Raw genomic sequence first — 20800 nt, forward strand, 5'->3', positions numbered from 1 at the left:
AAAATCTTTGTGGTATAATCTTATGACAACCTTAAAAATTTATTAGGAGTAAACAATGAAAAAAAGAAATGTCATTGCTCTTGCAGGAGTAGCTCTTCTTTCAGCAGGTATTCTTGTAGCATGTTCCGGTGGTTCTAAACCATCAAGCTCAAGCTCAAAATCAAGTGAAGCAGGTCAAAAATTCTCTTACGTTTACGAGACAGAACCTGAAAACTTGAACTACATCACATCTGGTAAAGCTGCAACCCATGAAATCACAGGAAACTTGATTGATGGATTGTTTGAAAACGACAAGTATGGGAATTTGATTCCTTCACTTGCTAAAGATTGGACAGTTTCAGAAGATGGCTTGACTTATACTTACAAACTTCGTGATGATGCCAAATGGTATGATTCAGAAGGGGAAGAGTATGCGGACGTGACAGCTGAAGACTTCGTTGCAGGGATCAAGTATGCCGCTGACCACAAGTCTGAAATGCTCTACATCATTCAAAACTCTATCAAGGGCTTGAATGATTATGTTGAAGGTAAGACTTCAGACTTCTCAAATGTAGGCATTAAAGCAGTCGATGATCATACCCTTCAAATCACTTTGAACCAAGCAGAGCCTTTCTGGAATTCTAAGTTGACTCTTGGAATCACTTTCCCAATCAACGAGAAATTCGTAGAATCTAAAGGGGATAAATTTGCCCAAGCAAGTGACACGAGCTCACTTCTTTACAATGGTCCTTACATCTTGAAGAGCTTCACTTCTAAATCATCTATCGAGATGAGCAAGAATGAAAACTACTGGGATAAGGATAACGTCCACATCACAGATGTTAAGCTAGAATACTATGATGGTCAAGACCAAAGTAAATTGGCCAACTCATTTGAGGACAACGCTCTTAGCCTTGCTAAATTGTTCCCAACTGGACCTGGATTTACAGACCAAGCTAAGAAGTTTAAAGATGAAATCATCTACACTCCTCAAGATGCCAGCACCTTCGTTATCGGTGTGAATATCGATCGTCAGTCTTACAAGTATACTTCAAAAACAACTGATGAAGAAAAATCATCTACTAAGAAAGCTCTTTTGAACAAAGACTTCCGTCAAGCAATCAGCTTTGCCTTTGACCGTGAATCTTATGCTGCCCAAGCAAATGGTAAAGATGGAGCAAGCAAACTGATCCGTAACTTGTACATCCCACCTACATTCGTTCAAGCAGATGGTAAGACCTTCGGTGAGATGGTTAAAACTGAGTTGGTGACTTATGGAGACGAGTGGAAAGATGCAAATCTTGACGATGGTCAAAATGGTCTTTACAACGCAAAACAAGCTAAAGAAGAGTTTGCAAAAGCAAAATCTGCACTTGAAGCAGACGGTGTGAAATTCCCAATTCACTTGGATATGCCAGTAGACCAAACGACTCAATCTAAGGTTCAACGTGCTCAATCTTTCAAACAATCGGTTGAAAGTACGCTTGGAAAAGAAAACGTCGTTGTCGACATCCATATGGTATCCAAAGAAGACCTCTTGAACGTGACCCTCTTTGCTGCTAAAGCAGAAGACGAAGACTGGGATATCTCAGATAACGTTGGATGGAGCCCTGACTATCAAGACCCATCAACTTACCTTGATATCTTGAAAGCATCTTCTGGTGAAAACACTCGTACCTTCCTTGGATTTGACCCAAGCGAAAACAATGAAGCAGCTAAGAAAGTTGGCTTGTACGACTTTGAGAAGATGGTAACAGAAGCAGGAGCTGAAACCAAAGACCTTAACAAACGTTATGAGAAATATGCGGTAGCTCAAGCTTGGTTGACGGATAGTGCTTTGGTCATCCCAACAACTTCTAAGACTGGTCGTCCATTCTTGACTCGTGTTGTACCATTCTCAGCACCATTTGGCTGGACCGGTGGTAAAGGGAAAGACAACGTTGTCTATAAAGGCATGGAACTTCAAGACAAGGCTGTAACAACCGAAGACTACAACAAAGCTCTTGAAAAATGGAAGAAAGAGCAAGCAGAGTCTAACCAAAAAGCTCAAGAAGAATTAAAAGATCATGTGAAATAAGTATCTTTAGATCGAGGCAAACTTGCCTCGATTTTTTTCTTGGAAAAAATTTGATACAAAAGCGCTTACATAGTATAATAGCTGTATTGATTATAAAATAGCGAGGTTTCGTTTATGAAAAAGAAAACAGTGGTGTCCATGGTAGCTTCTAGCCTCCTGCTAGCTCCCTTTATCTTAAATCAAGTGGTGGCAGCAGATGAGAACCTACCAGAGCTTTCTCCGACGAAAGAAGTCGTGACTCAGGTGGCTCCGGAACCTGTAGCATCTGAAGGAGCAACTTCCCAATCTCAAGTAGATCAAGCATCCGCTCCAAGTGTGGAACCTAAGAAGGAAGTAGAGACTTTTGAACCTGCAGGACCGAGTCCAATTGCTCCGGCGGAGACGGAGAAGGTTGACAAGCCAGTCGAACAAGAAAAGACCGTGACGGTAACTGAAAAAATAAATCTCCCTCAGGCACCTCAGGGGGCAGGTGTCCCAGCTAGTCCAGCAACTTCGACGGGAACATCAACTCCAGCAACAGGACAAGCCTTAACTTCTTATACAGGTAGTTTGGCCAATAGCGACCTCAAAGACAAGGAATTAACGATTCAAAATGCTGTTGATGAATTGCTTCAGTGGGCTGCGAAGGATCCTAAGCAGGCTGGTCAATCAGCCGCAGATCGGGAACGTTTTGCTAAGAGTCTAGGGATGATCAGCACTCAAGAGGACTTGAACCGCAAGGTTAGTCAAGAAGAACTGACCAATATGTACAGCATCGCCAAGAAACTCTACGATGCCTATCGCTCTGAAAAGAAAGCTCCTCTCTTTTTGAATGGGCGAGCTCAACCCATCTTCCCTTATACAACTGGGGAAAAATCTGATGAAGACTATCACTATGAGGATAGTGAAATCGTCCGCTTCCCAGTCTATGTGGAGACCGATAACGATACGGATGCGGATGGCAAGCCTGACTTAGTCAAGGCCATTGTCCAGTTGCCTAAGGCAGTTGCCAGGGGAGATTTTAAGGCTGCGACCATTCTCGAAGCGCGTCCATATGTAGCAGGAACCTTGGATGAGAACTATGTGACCCTTGAAAGCTTGGGCTTACCGACAGATGGATCTTACGATATGAAGAAGTTGCGGGAGCAACCTGCTAAACGACAGGCTGTCGGAAGTTCTTCGACAGTCGAAGCAGCCAAGAAAGCCAAGGCTTCGGATTGGTACTACTACAGTCCCTACGAGTATATCTATGACTACGAAAACTTGAACTGGTATGACTATTTCTTAGTCAGAGGCTATGCCTTCATCTCTAGTGCGGGGCTTGGCACCAAAGGGTCGGAAGGTTTTAACACGACAGGCTCTGACCTTGAAATCAATGCCTTCAAGAATATTATCGAGTGGGTCAATGGCAAGCGCAAGGCCTACACCGATAAGACTAGCAATATCGAAATTAAGGCAGATTGGGCTACAGGAAATGTTGCCATGACCGGTCTATCCTGGGCTGGAACCACGACTTTTGGTGTGGCAAGTACAGGAGTCGAAGGTCTGAAGACCATCGTACCAGCTGCTGGGATCGCTTCTTGGTATGATTATTTCAACAGTCAAGGAACAGCTTATGGGAACCCACCATATAGTGATTTATCTTGGTTGTCCCTCTATGTCGGTACTCGGATTCTAGATGAAAAAGACTGGGCTGGTATTTGGCAAAATTATGCCAACTACATCAACCAGCTCAACAAGGATCAAAATGCGCATGAGCGCAATTACAGCGATGTCTGGAAGGAACGGGATTATACCCTGCATCCTGAAAAATTCAAGACCAGCGCCCTCTTGGTTCACGGCTTGAATGATGACAACGTTAAAACCAAGCATTTTGAACTCATGTACGATGCCCTTAAGAAAGCAGGGCAGGATGTCAAACTCTATCTCCACCAAGGAGACCACGTCTATCCAGCAGCTATGTCCCGTGGTTATGGTATTCAGGCTAATGGCCAAGATTTCTATGACCTGCTCAATACCTGGTTGACCCATTACCTATATGGAGTGGATAATCACGTCGAAAATTTACCAGCTGTCTTGGCGCAAAACAACTATGATCCAAGCAAGTGGACCACGTATGATAATTGGAAGACCACGCAGCGCCTCTTCCTCAATGCGCAGTCGAAACGCTTGGAAGAAACCATTTCGAGCGATTATGCTGGAGCTGGTGTCGAAGTTGCCAAGCGTGATGAAACCGTGAGCCAAGGTTCTTCAAAAGCCAACATGACCTTCGTATCGGAAGTGACAGAAGACACCACTATCAAAGGACATATCCCTGTACACTTCAAGGCAGCCCTTGCTAAGGGGAAAGGAAAGAACTTCCAAATCAATGCTCTTTTAGTCGACGTATCGGATGAAGAATTTGATGTTGTAGGCAACGGTGGGGTCAAGGCGGATAAAAAAGCAGATGGCTTCTGGATGGGTAGCAATTTAAGCAACCTTTCTGTGGCTGAATTCGAAACCATCAAGACCAAGTATAAGGTCATCGCAAAAGGTTGGATCAACCTGGCCAACCCTGAGTCTGGCTATGATTCAGCTAGCTCAAGAAATAGCATCGAACCAAAAATTGGAGAATTCCACGACTATACGGTCCATCTCCAACCAAACCTTTATACGGTTAAAAAAGGACACAAGCTCGCCCTAGTCTTCAATACTTATGATCCATCAGACTTAACTGTTGAGAATCCTTATGAAGTGACCTTCAAGACAGATTCGATCCGTGCGACTATTCCGATCGTAGAAGGGACTCGTTCGCAGGTAGCCTCTTATCTTCCGAACGCGGCTGATACAGCATATGCTGCCCTTCCTGAGATTCAAGGAGCAAAATTAGTAGAACCAGCCATTCATTCAATTGAAGAATACCATCTGCCAGTCCTTCCAGAGCCTGAAAGATATGGAAAACCAGAAATTCCTGCTAGTCCAAGTCTTCTTCCTCTCGTCAAATCAGCTGAGAAAGAAATTGCAAAACCAGAGGCTCTATCTGTTGCTTATGGACAAAGATTTGTCTCTGAGACGGTTAAAGAAGCAACTCCAGCACAAGAAAAAGCAGGTCAGCTTCCTCAAACAGGTAGCGCAGAGGAATGGATGGGATTCTATGGTTTAGGTACCCTCTTCTTGTCTAGCCTTCTTTTCTGGAAGAAAAAGAAAGAGGAGAACCAAGGCTGAGGAACGTAGCAAATATTTCTAAAAACTTCAATTTTGGTGTAGAATAGAACTATCAATGAGAGATTAGTGACAATCACTGATCAAAGGAGGAACTATGGTACACGTACTAACAGATGCAACATTTGAACAAGAAACTAGCCAAGGTTTGGTCTTGGTCGACTTCTGGGCAACTTGGTGTGGTCCTTGCCGGATGCAGGCACCAATCTTAGAACAGCTGGCAGAAGAAATCCATGAAGATGACTTGAAAATCTTTAAGATGGATGTGGATGAAAATCCAAACACTGCTCGCAACTTCGGCATCATGTCCATCCCGACTCTCTTATTCAAGAAAGATGGTCAAGTGGTGAAACAAGTTGCTGGTGTTCATACCAAAGAACAACTCAAAGCGATTGTTGCAGAATTAAGCTAACAAAAAAGAAGCCCTTGCTTCTTAGATGATTAAACTCGTTCATTTCCAACTTAGGAAGTGAGCGAGTTTTTTCTTTCATGAAGTTGTTAACAGAATCAGATAAAGAATTGACAGCGCTTTCCTAAGGTGTTAGAATGAACCTGTGGTTTGCTATAAAATAGAAGAAAGAGAGTGGGACAGAAATCGGTCATTCGTTAGAATTCGATTTCGTCGTCCCACTCAACCACTGCGTCTTGCTCGACAATCCAAAGACAATTGAAAGGCTAGAACTTTTGTCCCAGCCTCTTCAGTCGATCTTATTTTCTAGTTAGTCTGCTAAAACCCATACGCTGACGGAGCGGTCTGAGACTGGGAAATCAGCCCAACCGTCTTCTTCAATTTGGATGGTATCTTGGTAATTTCCTAAAGCGTCGTAGTAAGTCCGTCCTGCATAGACTTGGCCGATTTCCATCCGTTTTGCGGATGGACCAGCATTTGAAATAACGCAGGCGATAGGAGCAGTCTCTTCAGTTCCAGACCGCGTCCAACCAATACAGTTAGGATCGTCAAAGTAGTCTCTTTGTTCACCGTAGGCTAAGTCTTTGCGGATACGAAGGAGTTGATCAAGCTCCGCTTGGAAATCTTGCTGGGCAAACTCACCTGAAATCCCGTAGTAGTCTCCATAAAAGACACATGGAAGTCCGGCCTCGCGGAGGAGAATGAGGGCGTAAGCAGCAGGCTTGAACCATTCACCAACTGTGGACTCAAGGGCTTGTCCTCTTTGGGTATCGTGATTATCGACAAAGGTTACCGCACTTTCTGGATGATTACTTGCAAGTGTACCATTGAAAATAGTCGTTAAATCAAAGTTTTCCCCTTCTTGGCTAGCTCTAAAGAGATTTTGGTGGAGGGCAACGTCCACTAAGTCAAACTTGTAGTCAATGCTGGCTAGGTAGTCATTGTTGCTTTGTTCATCCCCATTCCAAAACTCACCAAATACATAGAAATCTTCTCCATATTTGTCCGTAATTTGTTGGATGAAGTTCTTCATGAAGAAGGAGTCGATGTGTTTAACAGCGTCTAGACGAAAGCCTTGAACCCCAGTTGTTTCAATAAACCATTCTGCCCATTGATTGAGGTTTTCGATCACTTCGGGGTGTTTAAAGTCGATATCGGCGTACATGAGGTAATCGTAGTTTCCGTTCTCACTATCAACGAGGTAGTCTTGTGCCCAACCTTTGTTTTCCCCTTGAATCTGGTAAATCCCACTCTTATTGCGGGAAGCATCGTAATCGGTACCAGTAAAGTGGTACCAATGCCAGTGGAAGTCATTGTATGCCCCATTTCGACCATCAAAGGTAAATTTTGTCCAACCTTTGATCGTAAAAGGCTCTGTCAAGACGATGGTCCGATCGTTAGGGTCCACTTCGACCACTTCAAATGTTTCTAAACCGTCGGCAGCTGCTTTATGGTTGAGAACGACATCGGCCATGGGTTGGATTCCAGCTTCTTTTAAGGCTTGGATGGCTTGCAAGTAGTCCTCTTTGAAACCATATTTGGTCCGAACAGTCCCTTTTTGGTCGAATTCTCCAAGGTCAAAGAGGTCATAGACGCCGTAGCCAACATCATTGGCAGAAGTGGCTTTAAAAGCAGGAGGCATCCAAATTTTACGAATACCCAAGTCTGCTAGGTGAGGAGCATCTGCAGCTAAGCGGGACCAGTGTTGACCATCCGAAGGTAAGTACCATTCAAAATATTGCATTAAGGTTTGATTTTCCATTTGTTTCTCATCTTTCGTGAATTAATGCCTTATTTTACCAAAAATGAAAGGATAGGGCAAAGGTTTATGCTCTCGAAAGCGCTGTCTTTATTTCATAGTGTATAAATGGGTAAAAAGATAGGTCTTGTATGGATCAGAGAGAGGGATTTGGCCCCATGAATAGGAACTATTTTTTTATTTCTATTCAAGTTCGCTCAATCTGTCATAGAAGACCCTGCAGGTTGAAGAAGTGTCTCTATCAATTGATTTACAGGAAGGAAAGTCCAGAGAGCTTTCCCTGCTGTAAGTTTAGTTGTGATCCTGTTTGAAATCTGGTCAAACTACCAGATATGAGGAAATCTTGCTTCCTGACAGGAAAAGATGCCGTCGATGAAAGGAGGTTTCATTTCTAGTGCATCTATTAAAGAATGAATTTGTCTACTTTTTTCGTCGTTTTGGATAAACCGGTCAAAACGACATGTTTCAAAGGAGTTTGTATATGAAAAAATCTAGCCTTGTTTCGATTGTGTTTGCAAGTTTGTTAATGAGTCCAATTGTTTTGGCGCGCCATGTCCAGGCGGAGGAAGTGGCTACGTATAGTCAAGAACCAGCCTTGACCTCTCATGTGGGACAGCCAAGTACATCAGAAACCTCTCCTGTTTCAAATGAAGTTCCAGCAAGTGATGAGCTGTCTCCTAAGGAGGAAGCGTCTCAAAAGCCTGAATCGAATATACCAGTAGCTGCTACAAGCCCTGTAGCAACACCAGCAGTAGCTGACCAGCCAACGTCGACAGATAAGGACGTTGTTGCGGAAAAGGATCCTGTCTCTCCTCCAGCAGACAAGCTGATTAGTGCAAGTCCTCAAACAAGTCCATCTCCTGAAGGGGCTGTATCAGAAAAAAATGCCAGTCTTCTTTCTAGCGCTCCTAAGGTGACTCTTGGGGAACTTTCAGAGGTGACTGGTCAATCTGTTGAGGAGCAAGATGCTAAGAAAGAAGCAACTGTGACGGATGCTGTCAACCAGCTCTTGAAGTGGGCGTCGACAAAAGATGGCCAAGTAGGAGCAACTGATAAGGATCGTTTGGCTTTTGCTAAAAGTCTTGGTATGATCAGTGAGGATACAGAAGGAACGGCACCAGTGACTAACTTAGCTTCCATGGTTGAGGTGGCTAAAAAACTCCATGCGGCCTACCGCGCTGATCGCAAAGAACCTCTCTTTTTGAACGGACGGGCCCAACCGATTTTCCCATTTACACCGGGGGATGATATTGAGCATTATTCTTATGAAAAGAGTGACATTGTCCGCTATATTGTCTATGTTGAAACCGACTATGACACGGATGGAGATGGCAAACCTGACTTAGTGAAGACCTTGGTCCAAGTTCCTAAGGCTGCAGTCAAGGGGGATTATAAAGCACCGAGTATTTTTGAAGCCAGCCCTTACGTAACAGGAACGACAGAAGAACGCACCCTTGAGGGATTGGGTCTGAAAGAAGGTGGGAACTTTGATATGGCAAAACTCTACAGTAAGCCAGAAAAGAGAAAGGCAGTCAAAGAAGTCTCGACAGAAGAAGTGGCAAAGGCTGCAGATCCAAAAGAATGGTACTATGTCAATCCTCGTGAAAGCTCAGATGACTATACCCACTATGACTATGAAAACCTCAACTGGTACAATTACTACTTGGTTCGCGGTTATGCAGTAGTTACCAGTAGCGGCCTGGGATCCAAAGGTTCTGATGGGATTAATACGACTGGATCTGACCTAGAAATTGCGGCCTACAAGAACATCATTGAGTGGTTGAATGGCAAGCGTAAGGCCTATGCGGATAAAACCAGCAACCGTGAAATCAAGGCTGACTGGTCCAGTGGAAATGTGGCCATGACAGGCTTGTCTTGGGCTGGGACAACGACCTTCGGTGTAGCCTCTACTGGAGTCGAAGGTCTCAAGACCATTGTGCCAGCTGCAGGTATCGCTAGCTGGTATGACCATTTTAACAGCCAAGGATCTCCTCTTGATACAGGAGCTTCCAATGACCTCTCTTGGTTGTCAGTCTACACCTCAGGCCGTATTCTTGATAAGGAAGATTGGGACAAGGTCAAGGATTACTATGCAGCCTATATTACCAAGCTGAATGAGCTCCAACACAAGGATGGCCATAATTACAACGAAGAGTATGTCAAACGTGACTACACCTTGAACGCAGCAAATTTGAAAGCTGCACCATTGATTATCCAAGGGCTCAATGATGACAATGTCAAGCCAAAACATTTTGAATTAATGGTTCAAGCCTTCAAGAAGGCAGGAATTGATCCAAAAGTCTTGCTCCACCAAGGAAACCATGTCTATCCATCGACACGTTGGTCTGGGACGAATGTTGCGGGTCAAGCCTTCAATGATTTGATGAATCTATGGTACAGTCATTATTTGTTTGGAATTCGAAATGGAATTCAGTATCTGCCAGAAGTCACAGCACAGGACAACTTGGATCCGTCTAAGTGGCGCAAATTTGATAAGTGGGAATCAACCAATAGCATCACTGCGCGTGCTTATTCTAAGAGAGAAGATGTGACAGTATCCAGCGATTTCTATGGCACCGGTGAGAACTGGACAACCAGAAACCAAGATGCGGCCTTCCATTCATCTGCTGTCAGTGCCTCTTATGCTGCACCGGTCGATCAAGATATCACCATCAAAGGTCATATTCCTGTGAATTTTAGCGCTAGCTTCATAAAAGGAGATAAGAGCCATGCTCATGTCAGCGCGACCCTAATGGATGTCTCTGACGAAGAATTTGATGTTGTCAAAGAAGAAATCACCTATGATAAGGATGGCTACGGTACTCGTACCCTTGAAAAAGAGACCCTGGATGAAACCGGCTACTGGAGTGGTAGCAATTTGGACAGTCTCCCTCTGAAACGTTATAAGACGCACAAGGTTAAGAGTGTAGTCATTTCAAGAGGCTGGCTCAACTTGGCTAATCCTGGCTCTGGATTTGATTCAGCAAGTTCTAGCCACTCGATCGATCTAAAGGAAAATGAGTACCACAACTATACGATGTATTTACAACCGAACCTCTACACAGTTAAGAAAGGACATCGCCTAGTTTTGACGCTTCATGCCTTTGACCCGGACTACATTTATTATGCTGATCCATACGAAGTCAAGTTTAAGACAGATTCAATCTCAGCAAGAATTCCGATTCTTGAAGATAGCCGTTCTCTCTTACTTCGTTACCAGCCAAATGAAAAGGATACCGAGTATGCAAGCTTAGCAGATCGTATTCTCCCAATCGCTAAGAAGAATCCTACTGTAGTGGAAGAAGCCGGTAAGGGCTCTGTTTCTGATCAAGCTAGTCATCAAGAACAACAACCACCAGTCGGACGAGACCAAATGGACTTCCGTAAAGAACAGAAAGAAGAATTGGCTCAATTAGCACACGTCAGCGGAAGCACAAGCCAAGGAGAGGGAAGTGTCGCTCGCTTGCCTGAGAAGGAGGAAACACGCTTACCTGAAACTGGTGAAACAGCAAATATCTGGACAGTTTATGGCTTGCTTACCGTCCTTGCGACTAGCCTGTGGAAAGCTGTCTACCGTCGCAAAGAAGATCAATAATATCAGACTTATCGCCAAAGAGTGATAGAAAACAAAGGGATCCAGCCCATCAGAAGGAGGCCTCCATTGAGATCCATAGAAGATTTCCAAGAACAAATTGCCACTATATTTCAAGAAGCCATGGCAATTCCTAGCTTTACCAATACCGAGACAGAAAGGGAGATGGAAGACTATTTAGACCGACGAATTGGGGCTATTCCATATTTCCAGAGTCACCCCCATCACTTTGGTCGCTACCCTCTTCCTAATGACCATCTTCATCGTAGTGTCAACTGGGCTTTGGTCGATAAGGGAAAGAAAAAAACAGTGATTCTTTTTCACCACCATGATACGGTAGATCTAGAAGATTACGGTCCTCTAGCACCAATAGCTTTGGATTCTGAGGCACTGGTTCAAGCCTTGAAGGGCATTGATTTTCGTTCAGAAATGCAGGAGGACCTAAATTCTGGCCAATGGCAATTCGGACGAGGTTCTTGTGACATGAAGGCAGCCTTAGCACTCCAGCTAGGAGTCCTAGAAGCCTATGCCTCAGATCCTGATGGGGGCCAGGTAAATCTGCTTTATCTATCCGTGGGAGACGAGGAGTCCTATTCTCGTGGGATGAGAGGAGCCTTGGGTCTACTCTGTCAGTTAAAAGATGAGTTTGACTTGGACTATGTGTTAGCAGTGGATTCAGAGCCCTTTGAAGCAGGGAGTGACAAGGAGAAAGTTCTTCATATCGGAACGGTTGGCAAGCTGATGCCAGTCGTTGTCGTCCAAGGAGTTTTGTCTCATATGAAGGAGCCCCTCAAAGGAATCAACGCCCTCTCTCTCCTAATAGCAGTTGCATCAAAATTGGACCTTCACCCAGACTTATCTGATCATGCTCTGGGTGAGCGGTCTCCCCTTCCTTCTTGGTCTTATCTGAGGGATTTGAAGGATCAATATGACGTGTCGACTGTCCTCCATGCTGCCGGCTATTTCAGCGTTCTGCATCTGAAAAAGACCCCTCAAGAATTGTTGCAACGCATCAAAGAGTTGAGCCAGGAAGCGGTTGATCAATTTTATGTCAAATACCTGTCCCTTCAGGACCAAGCAGGGCAAGAACATGTGATCTCTCAGCCAAGAGTCATCAGCTATCAAGAATTGCTGGATCGTTGCCAAAAGAAGGAAGGATTTTTAAGCTTTCAAGAGCAGTGTGAGCAAAGAGCCTATCAAGATTTCTTATCAGGAGTCAGCTATCAGACTATTGCCATCCAGCAGATTCAAAGTTTCTTAGAGTTTTTGAGTGAGAAAAATCCTCTGGTGGTTATTGGCTTTGCTCCACCTTATTACCCTTCTATGAATTGTCGGTCTTTACCGAATACCAGTCTAAAAATTGATAACCTAATAGATGATTATCGCTACTATTTAGCAAGCAGGGGCTTGTCACTGAAGGTGGAAGAGTACTTCATGGGCATTTGCGACACCAGTTATTGTGCCTTGGAGAGAGAGCTAGAAAGCTATCAAGTCGTATTGGATAGTTTAGCTATCCCCTCTCAAGTTTACGAGTTGGATCTTGCAAACATTGCACAGATTCAAGTGCCTGCGGTCAATTTAGGGCCTTGGGGCAAGGAACTCCACCAAAGAGGGGAGCGGGTCTTTAGGGAGGATCTCCTAGATACCATTCCTTGTTATCTATTTGGCCTTCTTTACCGCTTTGATGAATTACTTTAATACTTGAGTTTTCCATTGACAAAAGAGGAAAAATGGAATAAAATATTGGCAAAACAAGTAAACCGTTTTCTTTCATCAGGGAAGTGGGATAGAAGAAGGAGAAGCTATGATTGAATTTCAAGGAGTCACAAAAGATTACGATGGGCATCTGGCATTAAACCACTTGAATTTGACCATTGAAGATGGGCAAATTGTCGGCTTGATTGGCCATAATGGTGCCGGAAAATCAACGACCATTAAGAGCTTGGTCAGTGTCATCACACCGACGACAGGCAGCATTCTAGTCGATGGGAAGGATCTCTACAGCAATCGATTAGAAATCAAAAAGAAAATTGGTTACGTAGCTGATTCGCCAGATCTTTTTCTACGTTTGACAGCCAATGAATTTTGGGAGTTGGTTGCCACTTCCTATGATATGAGCCAGCAGGAATGTGATGAGCGTTTGGAACATTTGCTCAACCTTTTTGACTTTACAAGTCATCGATATGAGGTCATTGAGTCTTTCTCTCATGGGATGCGCCAGAAGGTCTTTGTTATCGGAGCTCTCCTATCTGATCCAGCCATCTGGGTTCTAGATGAGCCGATGACTGGTTTGGATCCACAAGCCTCCTACGACCTGAAACAGATGATGCGGGAACATGCTGATAAGGGGAATACCGTCATATTCTCAACCCATGTCCTCGAAGTGGCAGAGCAACTCTGTGATAAGATTGCCATCCTGAAGAAGGGGAACCTCATCTTTTATGGAACCATCGAGGAACTGAAGGGGCAACATCCAGAACAAAGCCTAGAGTCCATCTATCTTGGACTGGCTGGTCGAAGAGAAGAGGTGAGTCCAGATGCGTCTTAAGATGGTTCGTCGCCTAGTGGATGTCAACATCATCTATGCTACTCAGCCCGCACAATTAGCGAAATTTCGTAAGAAGCAGGAAAAGAATCCGACTAGGAAGGTGAATGTTTCCGCCCAGTCCATTCGGACCTATATTTTTATTGGTCTCCTTTATCTTTTCCTTTTTGGGATTCTCTCGAGTGCCAATGATTTCGTCTCTAGCCCTGGTCCTTTTGTCAATATGATTACGCTCTTTGGGCTCTTGACGATTTCCCAGGGCTTGATGAGTTTTTACAATGTCTTTTACGAGAGCAAGGATTTGCAATTTTACCGTCCCTATGCTTTTTCGGATGCAGAAGTCATTGCAGGAAAGAGTATTTCAGTCATTTTAGTGCTCTTGATGGCCCTGCTTCCAATGGTCAGTTATTTTATCATTCTTCCTATCCAAGCAGGGGGAAATATCCTAGTGGGGCTCTTTCTTGGCCTTCTTTGTGCCATGATTCTCCTCTCTATCCTCTTCTTGGGCACCTTGTTCTTATCTCACCTGATTACCAAATCAGCTGTCTTTAAGAAGCACACGAGTTTGGTGTCTAACGTCATCATTGGCTTGAGTAGTCTTATCTCCATTGGAGCTTATCTCTATATCAATATGCTCCAGTCAGAGCACTCGGTGGCTGGTGATTTGGTCACTCAACCGAGTATTTTTCCTCCGATAGAGGTCTTTCATACCTTTATCTTGAATCCTTTGGATTCAGGTGCTCTGCTTGGGATGTTGGCTTGGATATTGGTTCTAGCAGTCCTCCTTTGGCTGGTCAAAAGTCAGGTCTTGCCTCATTTCTATGATGCTGCCCTTGAGGTCTCTTCCAGCCATGCAGTCAAGGAGCGGGTGAGCCAGATGAAGGTAGGAGATCAAAAGGCCTTCCATCGCTTTACCGTTTCCTATCATAAACGGCTTCTAAGTGATGGTACCTTGCTGACGCAGGTCATCTTTATGATGGCGATCTTTCCTTATCTTTTTACCTTTGGCTTGTTTTTAGGGGCATCGCGAGCTTCCCTTCAAATTGAAAACTACCTCACGCCCCAATATTTACTTCCTTTGTCTCTTATCGCTTTCATGATCGGAGTTTTCAACTCTGTAGAAAGCTTGACCAGTATCGGAATCTCCTTGGAGCGGGAAAATTTCGCTTATCTTCGTGCCCTTCCGATTGATTTTAAACGCTATTGTTTGAAGAAGTTTTGGATTCTCTTTTCCGTTCAGTCTGCTTTGCCGATTGTGCTATTAGTAGGGGTGTCCAGCTACTTTGGGGTCCATCCCCTCTCTCTTCTAGCTATGCTTTTGATTTGGTTTTTGACCAGTTTGAGTTTGAGTGTGATCGCTTTTCGACGAGACTACAAGCTCTTAACGACCAATTGGTCGACTGTAACGGATTTGATGAACCGTAATAGAGGAAATGCTGCCTTGAGAGGATTGTTGATATTCGTCTTTATTATCGTTATGCTCGTCCTGATAGGCTTTACTTTCTATCTATCCGCTGTAGCTTTCACCACCTTGCTTGCTAGTGTGATTTATCTTCTCATAGCGGGTATTGGAGCTCTTGCGACGTATCTCATTTATAAGAATACTTTCTACAAATTTAACCAAGAAATTGGTGAATAAAAAAGAGAGTGGGACAGAAATCGGTCATTCGTTAGAATTCGATTTCGTCGTCCCACCTCCGCACAGTTGAGTAGGGCTGTAAAAGTTGATGAAATCGGCGTAGTAGAGCCCACTCAACCACTGCGTCTTGCTCGACAATCCAAAGACAATTGAGAGGCTAGGACTTTTGTCCCAGCCTCTTTTGAATTTATGTTGATTTAGATTTCATAGCCGATTAAGAGGCCACCTTCTTCAGCATAGAAGCTACATAGACCAGAGGTCGGAAGGACTTCGATATCCGCATTGGCGAATTTTTCATGGACCAAGGCAGAGAGTTGTTCTACGAATTTTTCGTTGCGACGGTGAGCAATGGTGATATGTCCCCCTTTATAGCAAGCTTTGAGCATTTCTTCAAAAGTAGTGGAAATAGCTTTCTTTTGGCCACGGGCTTTATGGAGAAGCTCAAGGGTCCCGGTATCGCTGGCTTGACCGACCATACGGATATTTAAGAGGCCAACAACAGTCCCGATAATTTTATTGAGACGACCATTTTTGACCAAATTATCGACCTTAGCAAGGACAAAGATCAGTTTGGTTTTCTCTTGGTATTTGGTGATGACTTCGACCACTTGATCAAAGTCAAGGTCCTGGGCGATTAATTGATGAAGTTTGCGAACGAGTAGATCCACTTCACCTCCAGCTGATAAACTATCAATCACATGGATATTGGTAGTCGGATGTTCTTCTTGATAAAGTTTTTTAGCGACTTGAGCACTATTGTGGCTACCAGACAAAGTACCAGTGATGGTAACAACGATAATATTGTCAGCTCCCTCGAAGGCTCTCATATAGTCATCAGGACTGGGACAAGCTGATTTGGAAGCAGTAGTTGTTGCATACATATCTTCCATCATTTTGTCTGTATCCAGATTATCGTCGTCTGTATAGATGGTCTCACCAATCTGAATGGTAAGGGGAACTGAAACAAAGCTTGTATCTGGTGCAGCGCTTTCATAAGTACGGTAATCACAGCCAGAATCTGCAATAATTTTCCATGTCATTTTTATTACCTCAAAATGTAAAAAATTGTACATTGACAAGTAGTTAGTCTTTTTTTACAATTATATCATGAAGTTGCTTTCTCTGAAAGCAGATACATTCGGATGATACAGATAGAAAGTAAGTGTTATGGCAGAAAGAAAGATATCAGAAAAATCCTTAGAAAATTTGAAACGCTCCAACCAAGAGAGTAATGCCATTACACGGGAATCCCTGGAGATTTCATTGCTCCAATTGCTAGATAAAAAGGACCTAAAAAAGATCACCATTTCGGAGTTAGTGGAGAGAGCAGGGGTTTCCCGAGCAGCTTTTTACCGAAATTATGAGTCAAAAGAAGAATTGCTGGAATCCATCTTCCAATCAACTGTTTCGAAAATTACCCAGTCTTTAGAGGGTTATAATTTTAAGACCGATTTGTACCAGATTTGGGTTTATCTCTTTAAAGAGGCCAAAAAGGAAGCCCGCATTATCAGCTTGGCCGTCGATTATAATTTTGAAAAACTACTCACCAAGGCTGTTTATGAATTTCTGGAAAAGAGAAGTAAAACTCAGAAATCCTCACAAGGACCAGCTAGTTATTTAAATTCCTTCCTCAGCTCAGCCATTGTCTCTGTCTTAGCTAAATGGATTAAGGATGGCATGAAGGTACCGGCGGAGAAGATGGCCTCCTTGGGTCTTCCCTTGTTTCCTCAAAAGAAAAGAAAATAAAAAATGATCTACTAGATCGAGTGATTATTTCGACTCTAGTAGGTCATTTTTGACTTTATTTAGGAAACGGTCTAGTTCTTTTTGGTTTTTGAGAGCGATGAATTTGTCTGAATAGGTTTGGCCGACAGTCTGATAGCGTGTGACCTGTCTGGCTTGGCGACCATCCCAAAGAACCCAGCGGATGAATTCCCAGTCTAATTTTTCAATGCAACCAGTTGCCATGCTGTCTCTAACTTGACCTCGGAAGTGACGGGCCCGCTTCCAAGCTCGATAAAGGCGGTTCCAACGGGAGAAATTTAGGAAAATAATCCAGTCGGACTCTTCCAATCTGCGCTCGTATTGGCACCAAGCATAGTTGCCATCAATGACCCAGTTTTCTTTGGTATCTAAAAAAGTAAGGACTTCTTGCTCCATCTTGTCAGGGTCATTGTCCTGCCAATTCGGAAGGAATTGCAGACGGTCTAGGTGAAGCAGTGAAAGTTGATAGTGATCAGCAAGGGTCTTTGCAAGAGTAGATTTTCCTGATCCAGAATAGCCGATAATCGTAATTTTCATCGTATCTCCTCATATGGAAGCAACAAAAAAAGCTCCGGAGAGCTCATTTTGTATGCAATTCTTGATTAACCAAGTTTCGCTGCAAGACGTGCTTTATCACGGCTAGCTTTGTTTTTGTGGATCAAACCTTTAGTTTCTGCTTTATCGATAGCTGAGCTAGCAGCGCGGTAAAGTTCTTCAGATGGGTTTGCTTCAAAAGCTTTGATTGCAGTACGCATAGCTGATTTTTGAGCTGAGTTTTTTTCGTTGTGTTTAACGTTCAATTCAGCGCGTTTGATAGCTGATTTAATGTTTGCCAATTTTTTCACCTCCAATGATATTCTAACTCTCTTATTATATCTGAAAACTTTTCTTTTGACAAGCCCAAACTAATTTTTCTTCGAAACGCTATCTCTTAGAGTTCGTTTTGTACTAAAACTCTTATCGCTTGAGATAGATTTCGTCGATTTCATGGTTGGCAGATTTGTGCAGAATCAGTTCAGCACGGTTCCGAGTGGGCTCGATATAGTCTTTTAGATTTAAGAGGTTGATCGACTCCCAAACCTGATGAGCGAAGGCTAGGACTTCAGCTTCTGGTTGCTTGGTAAAGCGATGGTAGTAGTTGCTTGGATCATCCTTCGCACGGTCCAACAATTTTTTAAAGCGGTCAATATACCAGGACTCAATGTTGGCAACCTCAGCATCCACATAGATGGAGAAGTCAAAGAAGTCCGTCATATAGAGGCGATCATTTTGAGGATTCTGAAAAACGTTGATCCCTTCAACAATAATGAAGTCTGCAGCTTGGATGGTTTGCTTCTGGTCAGGGACGATATCATAAATCTCGTGAGAATAAACGGGAATCTGGTAACTCTGACCATTTTTTAGCTGATTCAGGAAATCCAAGAGAAGTTCCATATCATAACTTTCAGGGAAGCCCTTGCGATTGAGAATGTCTTGTTCAATCAAGGTAGCATTGGGATATAAGAAGCCATCTGTCGTCACTAGCTCCACTGTAGAACTGGAAAAGGTTCGAGAAAGAAGGATTTGAAGGAGGCGGCTAGTCGTTGATTTGCCGACAGCCACAGACCCTGAAATGCCAATCATAAAAGGCTGTTTTTTGCTTTCCTGTTGGAGGAAGATGCCTTTAGAGAAGGCTAAGTCTTCTTTTGCTTTTTTGTAAATTTGAATTAAGTGTGTCAGGGGTAAATAAATGTCTGTTACATCTTGTAAACTAATGAGGTCATTAAAACTCTTGATGGAATTCAATTCCTCTTCAGATAGAGGAGGAGTTGATTTTCGGTGGAGATTTTGCCAAGTTTGTCGATTGATTTTTTCGAAGTGTAGAAATTCTTTATCCATTGCAAGCCTTTCCTCCATAGTGACCTTTAGTATAACAGTTTTGTTGTTTTCTGTAAACGATTTAAAAATAGGTTAAATTATGCTATAATGCTAATATGAGTAAAATGTACTATGATGAACATCCAGATGCTCAACATGATATCCACGAGTTACATGTGGTCCTTCTAGGAGAGCGGATGAATTTTTTGACGGATGCGGGCGTTTTTAGTAAGAAAATGATCGACTTTGGCAGTCAGGTCCTCTTGTCTTGTCTGGCATTTCAGCCAGGAGAGACAGTTTTGGACGTTGGTTGCGGCTATGGCCCACTTGGTCTCTCTTTGGCCAAGGCGCAAGGGGTTCATGCAACTATGGTAGACGTCAATACACGTGCCCTTGATCTGGCTCAGAAAAATGCGGCTTTCAATCAGGTCGAAGCTACTATCTTCCAATCCAATGTCTATGATCAGGTTGAGGGGTGTTTTGACCATATTATCAGTAACCCTCCGATTCGGGCTGGGAAAAAGGTAGTCCATGAAGTGCTTTCTGGAAGCTTTGATCATTTGAAACCTGGTGGCGATTTAACCATTGTCATTCAGAAAAAACAGGGTGCTCCAAGTGCGAAGGCAAAAATGGAAGAAGTCTTTGGAAATTGTGAAATCCTAAAAAAAGACAAGGGTTATTATATTTTAAGGAGTGAGAAAACCGCATGAGAGCTGTAGATATCATTCAGAAAAAACGTGATGGCATTGAATTAACTAAAGAGGAAATTCACTGGTTGATTGAAGGCTATGTGGCTGGAACAGTACCGGACTATCAAATGGCTGCCTTTGCCATGGCGGTTTACTTCAAAGGGATGACGACGCGAGAAATCTCAGATTTGACCATGAAGATGGTGGAAACCGGGGAGCAATTCGACCTCTCTGCTATTAAAGGCATCAAGGTGGACAAACACTCAACTGGTGGTGTAGGAGATAAAGTAACGATTGTACTGGCCCCTCTAGTGGCGAGCTTTGGTGTCCCAGTAGCTAAGATGAGTGGTCGTGGCCTTGGACATACAGGAGGGACCATTGATAAGCTAGAGTCCATTAAAGGATTCCAAATCGAGCGGACTCAAGAAGAGTTTATCAAGCAAGTACAAGATATTGGCCTTTCTGTCATCGGACAGTCTGACCAATTGGTCCTGGCAGATAAGCTTCTCTATGCGCTTCGGGATGTGACGGCAACAGTTGACACAATTCCCTTGATTGCGAGTTCTGTCATGAGTAAGAAGATTGCTGCTGGAGCAGATGCCATTCTTCTGGATGTGACTGTTGGAGAAGGGGCCTTTATGAAGACCATCGAAGAAGCGCGTGAACTGGCCCGCACCATGGTGGATCTTGGAAATGCTGTCTGTCGCAAGACCATTGCTGTCTTGACGGATATGAGCCAACCTTTGGGAACCAGCATTGGGAACCGTTTGGAAATTCTTGAAGCCTTAGATATTCTTCAAGGCAAAGGCAGAGAAGATATCACCCACTTCATTTGTGAATTGGCTCAAATTATGTTGGAGCTTGGTGGGGTGACGGCTAGCTTGGAAGAAATCAAACAACATCTGACAGCTGGCAAAGCTCTGAAGAAGTTTGAGGAAATGGTCCTTGCTCAAGGTGGAGATTTGGAAGATCTATACCGTCCAGCTCAGGTAAAAGAACAAGTACCTGTCTATGCAGAAGCGGATGGCTATATTGCAGCATTGCCTGCTATGGAACACGGACTCTTCGCAATGCGTCTGGGGGCTGGAAGAGCGGTTAAATCAGATGTTTTAGACTATGAGTCAGGGATTGTTTTTGCTAAGAAAGTCGGGGATCCTGTTCAAAAAGGGGATCTTGTTGCAACTATTTATACAAACTTAGAAATTTGTCAAAAAAACATTGCAGAATTCCAAAAAAATGTTAAAATACTAGACGAGGTTGTAAGCGTTTCAGAGATTATTGAAATCGTTTCGTAATTCGTTTGGGGGGAG

15 protein-coding genes are annotated in these 20800 nt (G+C 43.5%); 10 read left to right on the forward strand and 5 right to left on the reverse strand.

What is annotated here, in order from left to right; all coding sequences use genetic code 11:
- Positions 1 to 55: 55 nt before the first annotated feature.
- The 3 genes from D7D50_RS06725 to trxA all read left to right on the forward strand — a co-directional run bounded on the left by D7D50_RS06725 (position 56) and on the right by trxA (position 5648).
- Positions 56 to 2056 carry a peptide ABC transporter substrate-binding protein gene (locus D7D50_RS06725; protein WP_120701802.1) on the forward strand — a complete coding sequence of 667 codons (2001 nt, stop codon included), beginning with the start codon at positions 56 to 58 and terminating at the stop codon, positions 2054 to 2056.
- A gap of 114 nt (positions 2057 to 2170) precedes the next feature.
- Positions 2171 to 5239 (forward strand): CocE/NonD family hydrolase, encoded by a 3069-nt coding sequence (locus D7D50_RS06730; RefSeq protein WP_120701803.1) that lies wholly within the window; start codon positions 2171 to 2173, stop codon positions 5237 to 5239.
- Between the two features lie 94 nt (positions 5240 to 5333).
- Complete coding sequence (gene trxA / locus D7D50_RS06735; RefSeq protein ID WP_006595996.1) at positions 5334 to 5648, forward strand: thioredoxin; 315 nt, start codon at positions 5334 to 5336, stop codon at positions 5646 to 5648.
- Between the two features lie 307 nt (positions 5649 to 5955).
- On the opposite strand, the gene D7D50_RS06740 is transcribed toward trxA, so the two are convergent.
- Positions 5956 to 7407 (reverse strand): alpha-amylase, encoded by a 1452-nt coding sequence (locus D7D50_RS06740; RefSeq protein WP_120701804.1) that lies wholly within the window; start codon positions 7405 to 7407, stop codon positions 5956 to 5958.
- Positions 7408 to 7885: 478 nt separating this feature from the next.
- Between D7D50_RS06740 and D7D50_RS06745 the strand changes: the two genes are divergently transcribed.
- From D7D50_RS06745 to D7D50_RS06760, 4 genes are all read left to right on the forward strand, one after another.
- Positions 7886 to 10999, forward strand: coding sequence for a CocE/NonD family hydrolase (locus D7D50_RS06745; protein WP_120701805.1), 3114 nt, complete (start codon positions 7886 to 7888; stop codon positions 10997 to 10999).
- A 120-nt stretch (positions 11000 to 11119) separates the two neighbouring features.
- Positions 11120 to 12694 carry a M20/M25/M40 family metallo-hydrolase gene (locus D7D50_RS06750; RefSeq protein WP_120702341.1) on the forward strand — a complete coding sequence of 525 codons (1575 nt, stop codon included), beginning with the start codon at positions 11120 to 11122 and terminating at the stop codon, positions 12692 to 12694.
- A 106-nt stretch (positions 12695 to 12800) separates the two neighbouring features.
- Positions 12801 to 13544, forward strand: coding sequence for an ABC transporter ATP-binding protein (locus D7D50_RS06755; RefSeq protein ID WP_120701806.1), 744 nt, complete (start codon positions 12801 to 12803; stop codon positions 13542 to 13544).
- Positions 13534 to 15180, forward strand: a complete 1647-nt coding sequence (locus D7D50_RS06760) for a hypothetical protein (RefSeq protein ID WP_023027014.1) — start codon at positions 13534 to 13536, stop codon at positions 15178 to 15180. The genes D7D50_RS06755 and D7D50_RS06760 overlap by 11 nt, the downstream gene beginning before the upstream one ends.
- A 197-nt stretch (positions 15181 to 15377) precedes the next feature.
- Here the strand turns inward: D7D50_RS06760 and D7D50_RS06765 are convergent, their stop codons facing one another.
- Positions 15378 to 16220, reverse strand: a complete 843-nt coding sequence (locus D7D50_RS06765) for a DegV family protein (protein WP_120701807.1) — start codon at positions 16218 to 16220, stop codon at positions 15378 to 15380.
- Between the two features lie 127 nt (positions 16221 to 16347).
- On the opposite strand from D7D50_RS06765, the gene D7D50_RS06770 reads away from it, so the two are divergent.
- The gene (locus D7D50_RS06770) at positions 16348 to 16926 is read left to right on the forward strand and encodes a TetR/AcrR family transcriptional regulator (RefSeq protein WP_023027012.1); all 579 of its coding nucleotides are present in this window, start codon (positions 16348 to 16350) and stop codon (positions 16924 to 16926) included.
- A gap of 24 nt (positions 16927 to 16950) precedes the next feature.
- Here the strand turns inward: D7D50_RS06770 and D7D50_RS06775 are convergent, their stop codons facing one another.
- From D7D50_RS06775 to coaA, 3 genes are all read right to left on the reverse strand, one after another.
- A complete protein-coding gene (locus D7D50_RS06775) occupies positions 16951 to 17481 on the reverse strand; it encodes a DNA topology modulation protein (RefSeq protein ID WP_120701808.1) in 531 nt (176 codons plus the stop codon).
- Between the two features lie 65 nt (positions 17482 to 17546).
- Entirely contained in the window at positions 17547 to 17795 is a 249-nt protein-coding gene (rpsT, locus tag D7D50_RS06780) for a 30S ribosomal protein S20 (protein WP_023027010.1), read from the reverse strand.
- Positions 17796 to 17901: 106 nt separating this feature from the next.
- Positions 17902 to 18822, reverse strand: a complete 921-nt coding sequence (gene coaA, locus D7D50_RS06785) for a type I pantothenate kinase (protein ID WP_120701809.1) — start codon at positions 18820 to 18822, stop codon at positions 17902 to 17904.
- 95 nt (positions 18823 to 18917) lie between these two features.
- Here coaA and D7D50_RS06790 point away from each other — a divergent pair, with 95 nt between their 5' ends.
- Both D7D50_RS06790 and D7D50_RS06795 read left to right on the forward strand, forming a co-directional pair.
- Entirely contained in the window at positions 18918 to 19511 is a 594-nt protein-coding gene (locus tag D7D50_RS06790; protein ID WP_120701810.1) for a class I SAM-dependent methyltransferase, read from the forward strand.
- On the forward strand, positions 19508 to 20785 hold the full coding sequence (locus D7D50_RS06795) for a pyrimidine-nucleoside phosphorylase (protein ID WP_120701811.1): 1278 nt from the start codon (positions 19508 to 19510) through the stop codon (positions 20783 to 20785). Before D7D50_RS06790 ends, D7D50_RS06795 begins: the two co-directional genes overlap by 4 nt.
- The last annotated feature ends 15 nt before the right edge of the window (positions 20786 to 20800 follow it).

The sequence above is a fragment of the Streptococcus koreensis genome, assembly GCF_003627135.1.
GTDB lineage: Bacteria > Bacillota > Bacilli > Lactobacillales > Streptococcaceae > Streptococcus > Streptococcus ilei.

Bases quoted from the DNA above. Each gene is read 5' to 3' on its own strand.
- D7D50_RS06725 (WP_120701802.1), top strand. From the start codon at position 56: ATGAAAAAAAGAAATGTCATTGCTCTTGCAGGAGTAGCTCTTCTTTCA.
- D7D50_RS06730 (WP_120701803.1), top strand. From the start codon at position 2,171: ATGAAAAAGAAAACAGTGGTGTCCATGGTAGCTTCTAGCCTCCTGCTA.
- trxA (WP_006595996.1), top strand. From the start codon at position 5,334: ATGGTACACGTACTAACAGATGCAACATTTGAACAAGAAACTAGCCAA.
- D7D50_RS06740 (WP_120701804.1), bottom strand. From the start codon at position 7,407: ATGGAAAATCAAACCTTAATGCAATATTTTGAATGGTACTTACCTTCG.
- D7D50_RS06745 (WP_120701805.1), top strand. From the start codon at position 7,886: ATGAAAAAATCTAGCCTTGTTTCGATTGTGTTTGCAAGTTTGTTAATG.
- D7D50_RS06750 (WP_120702341.1), top strand. From the start codon at position 11,120: ATGGCAATTCCTAGCTTTACCAATACCGAGACAGAAAGGGAGATGGAA.
- D7D50_RS06755 (WP_120701806.1), top strand. From the start codon at position 12,801: ATGATTGAATTTCAAGGAGTCACAAAAGATTACGATGGGCATCTGGCA.
- D7D50_RS06760 (WP_023027014.1), top strand. From the start codon at position 13,534: ATGCGTCTTAAGATGGTTCGTCGCCTAGTGGATGTCAACATCATCTAT.
- D7D50_RS06765 (WP_120701807.1), bottom strand. From the start codon at position 16,220: ATGACATGGAAAATTATTGCAGATTCTGGCTGTGATTACCGTACTTAT.
- D7D50_RS06770 (WP_023027012.1), top strand. From the start codon at position 16,348: ATGGCAGAAAGAAAGATATCAGAAAAATCCTTAGAAAATTTGAAACGC.
- D7D50_RS06775 (WP_120701808.1), bottom strand. From the start codon at position 17,481: ATGAAAATTACGATTATCGGCTATTCTGGATCAGGAAAATCTACTCTT.
- coaA (WP_120701809.1), bottom strand. From the start codon at position 18,822: ATGGATAAAGAATTTCTACACTTCGAAAAAATCAATCGACAAACTTGG.
- D7D50_RS06790 (WP_120701810.1), top strand. From the start codon at position 18,918: ATGAGTAAAATGTACTATGATGAACATCCAGATGCTCAACATGATATC.
- D7D50_RS06795 (WP_120701811.1), top strand. From the start codon at position 19,508: ATGAGAGCTGTAGATATCATTCAGAAAAAACGTGATGGCATTGAATTA.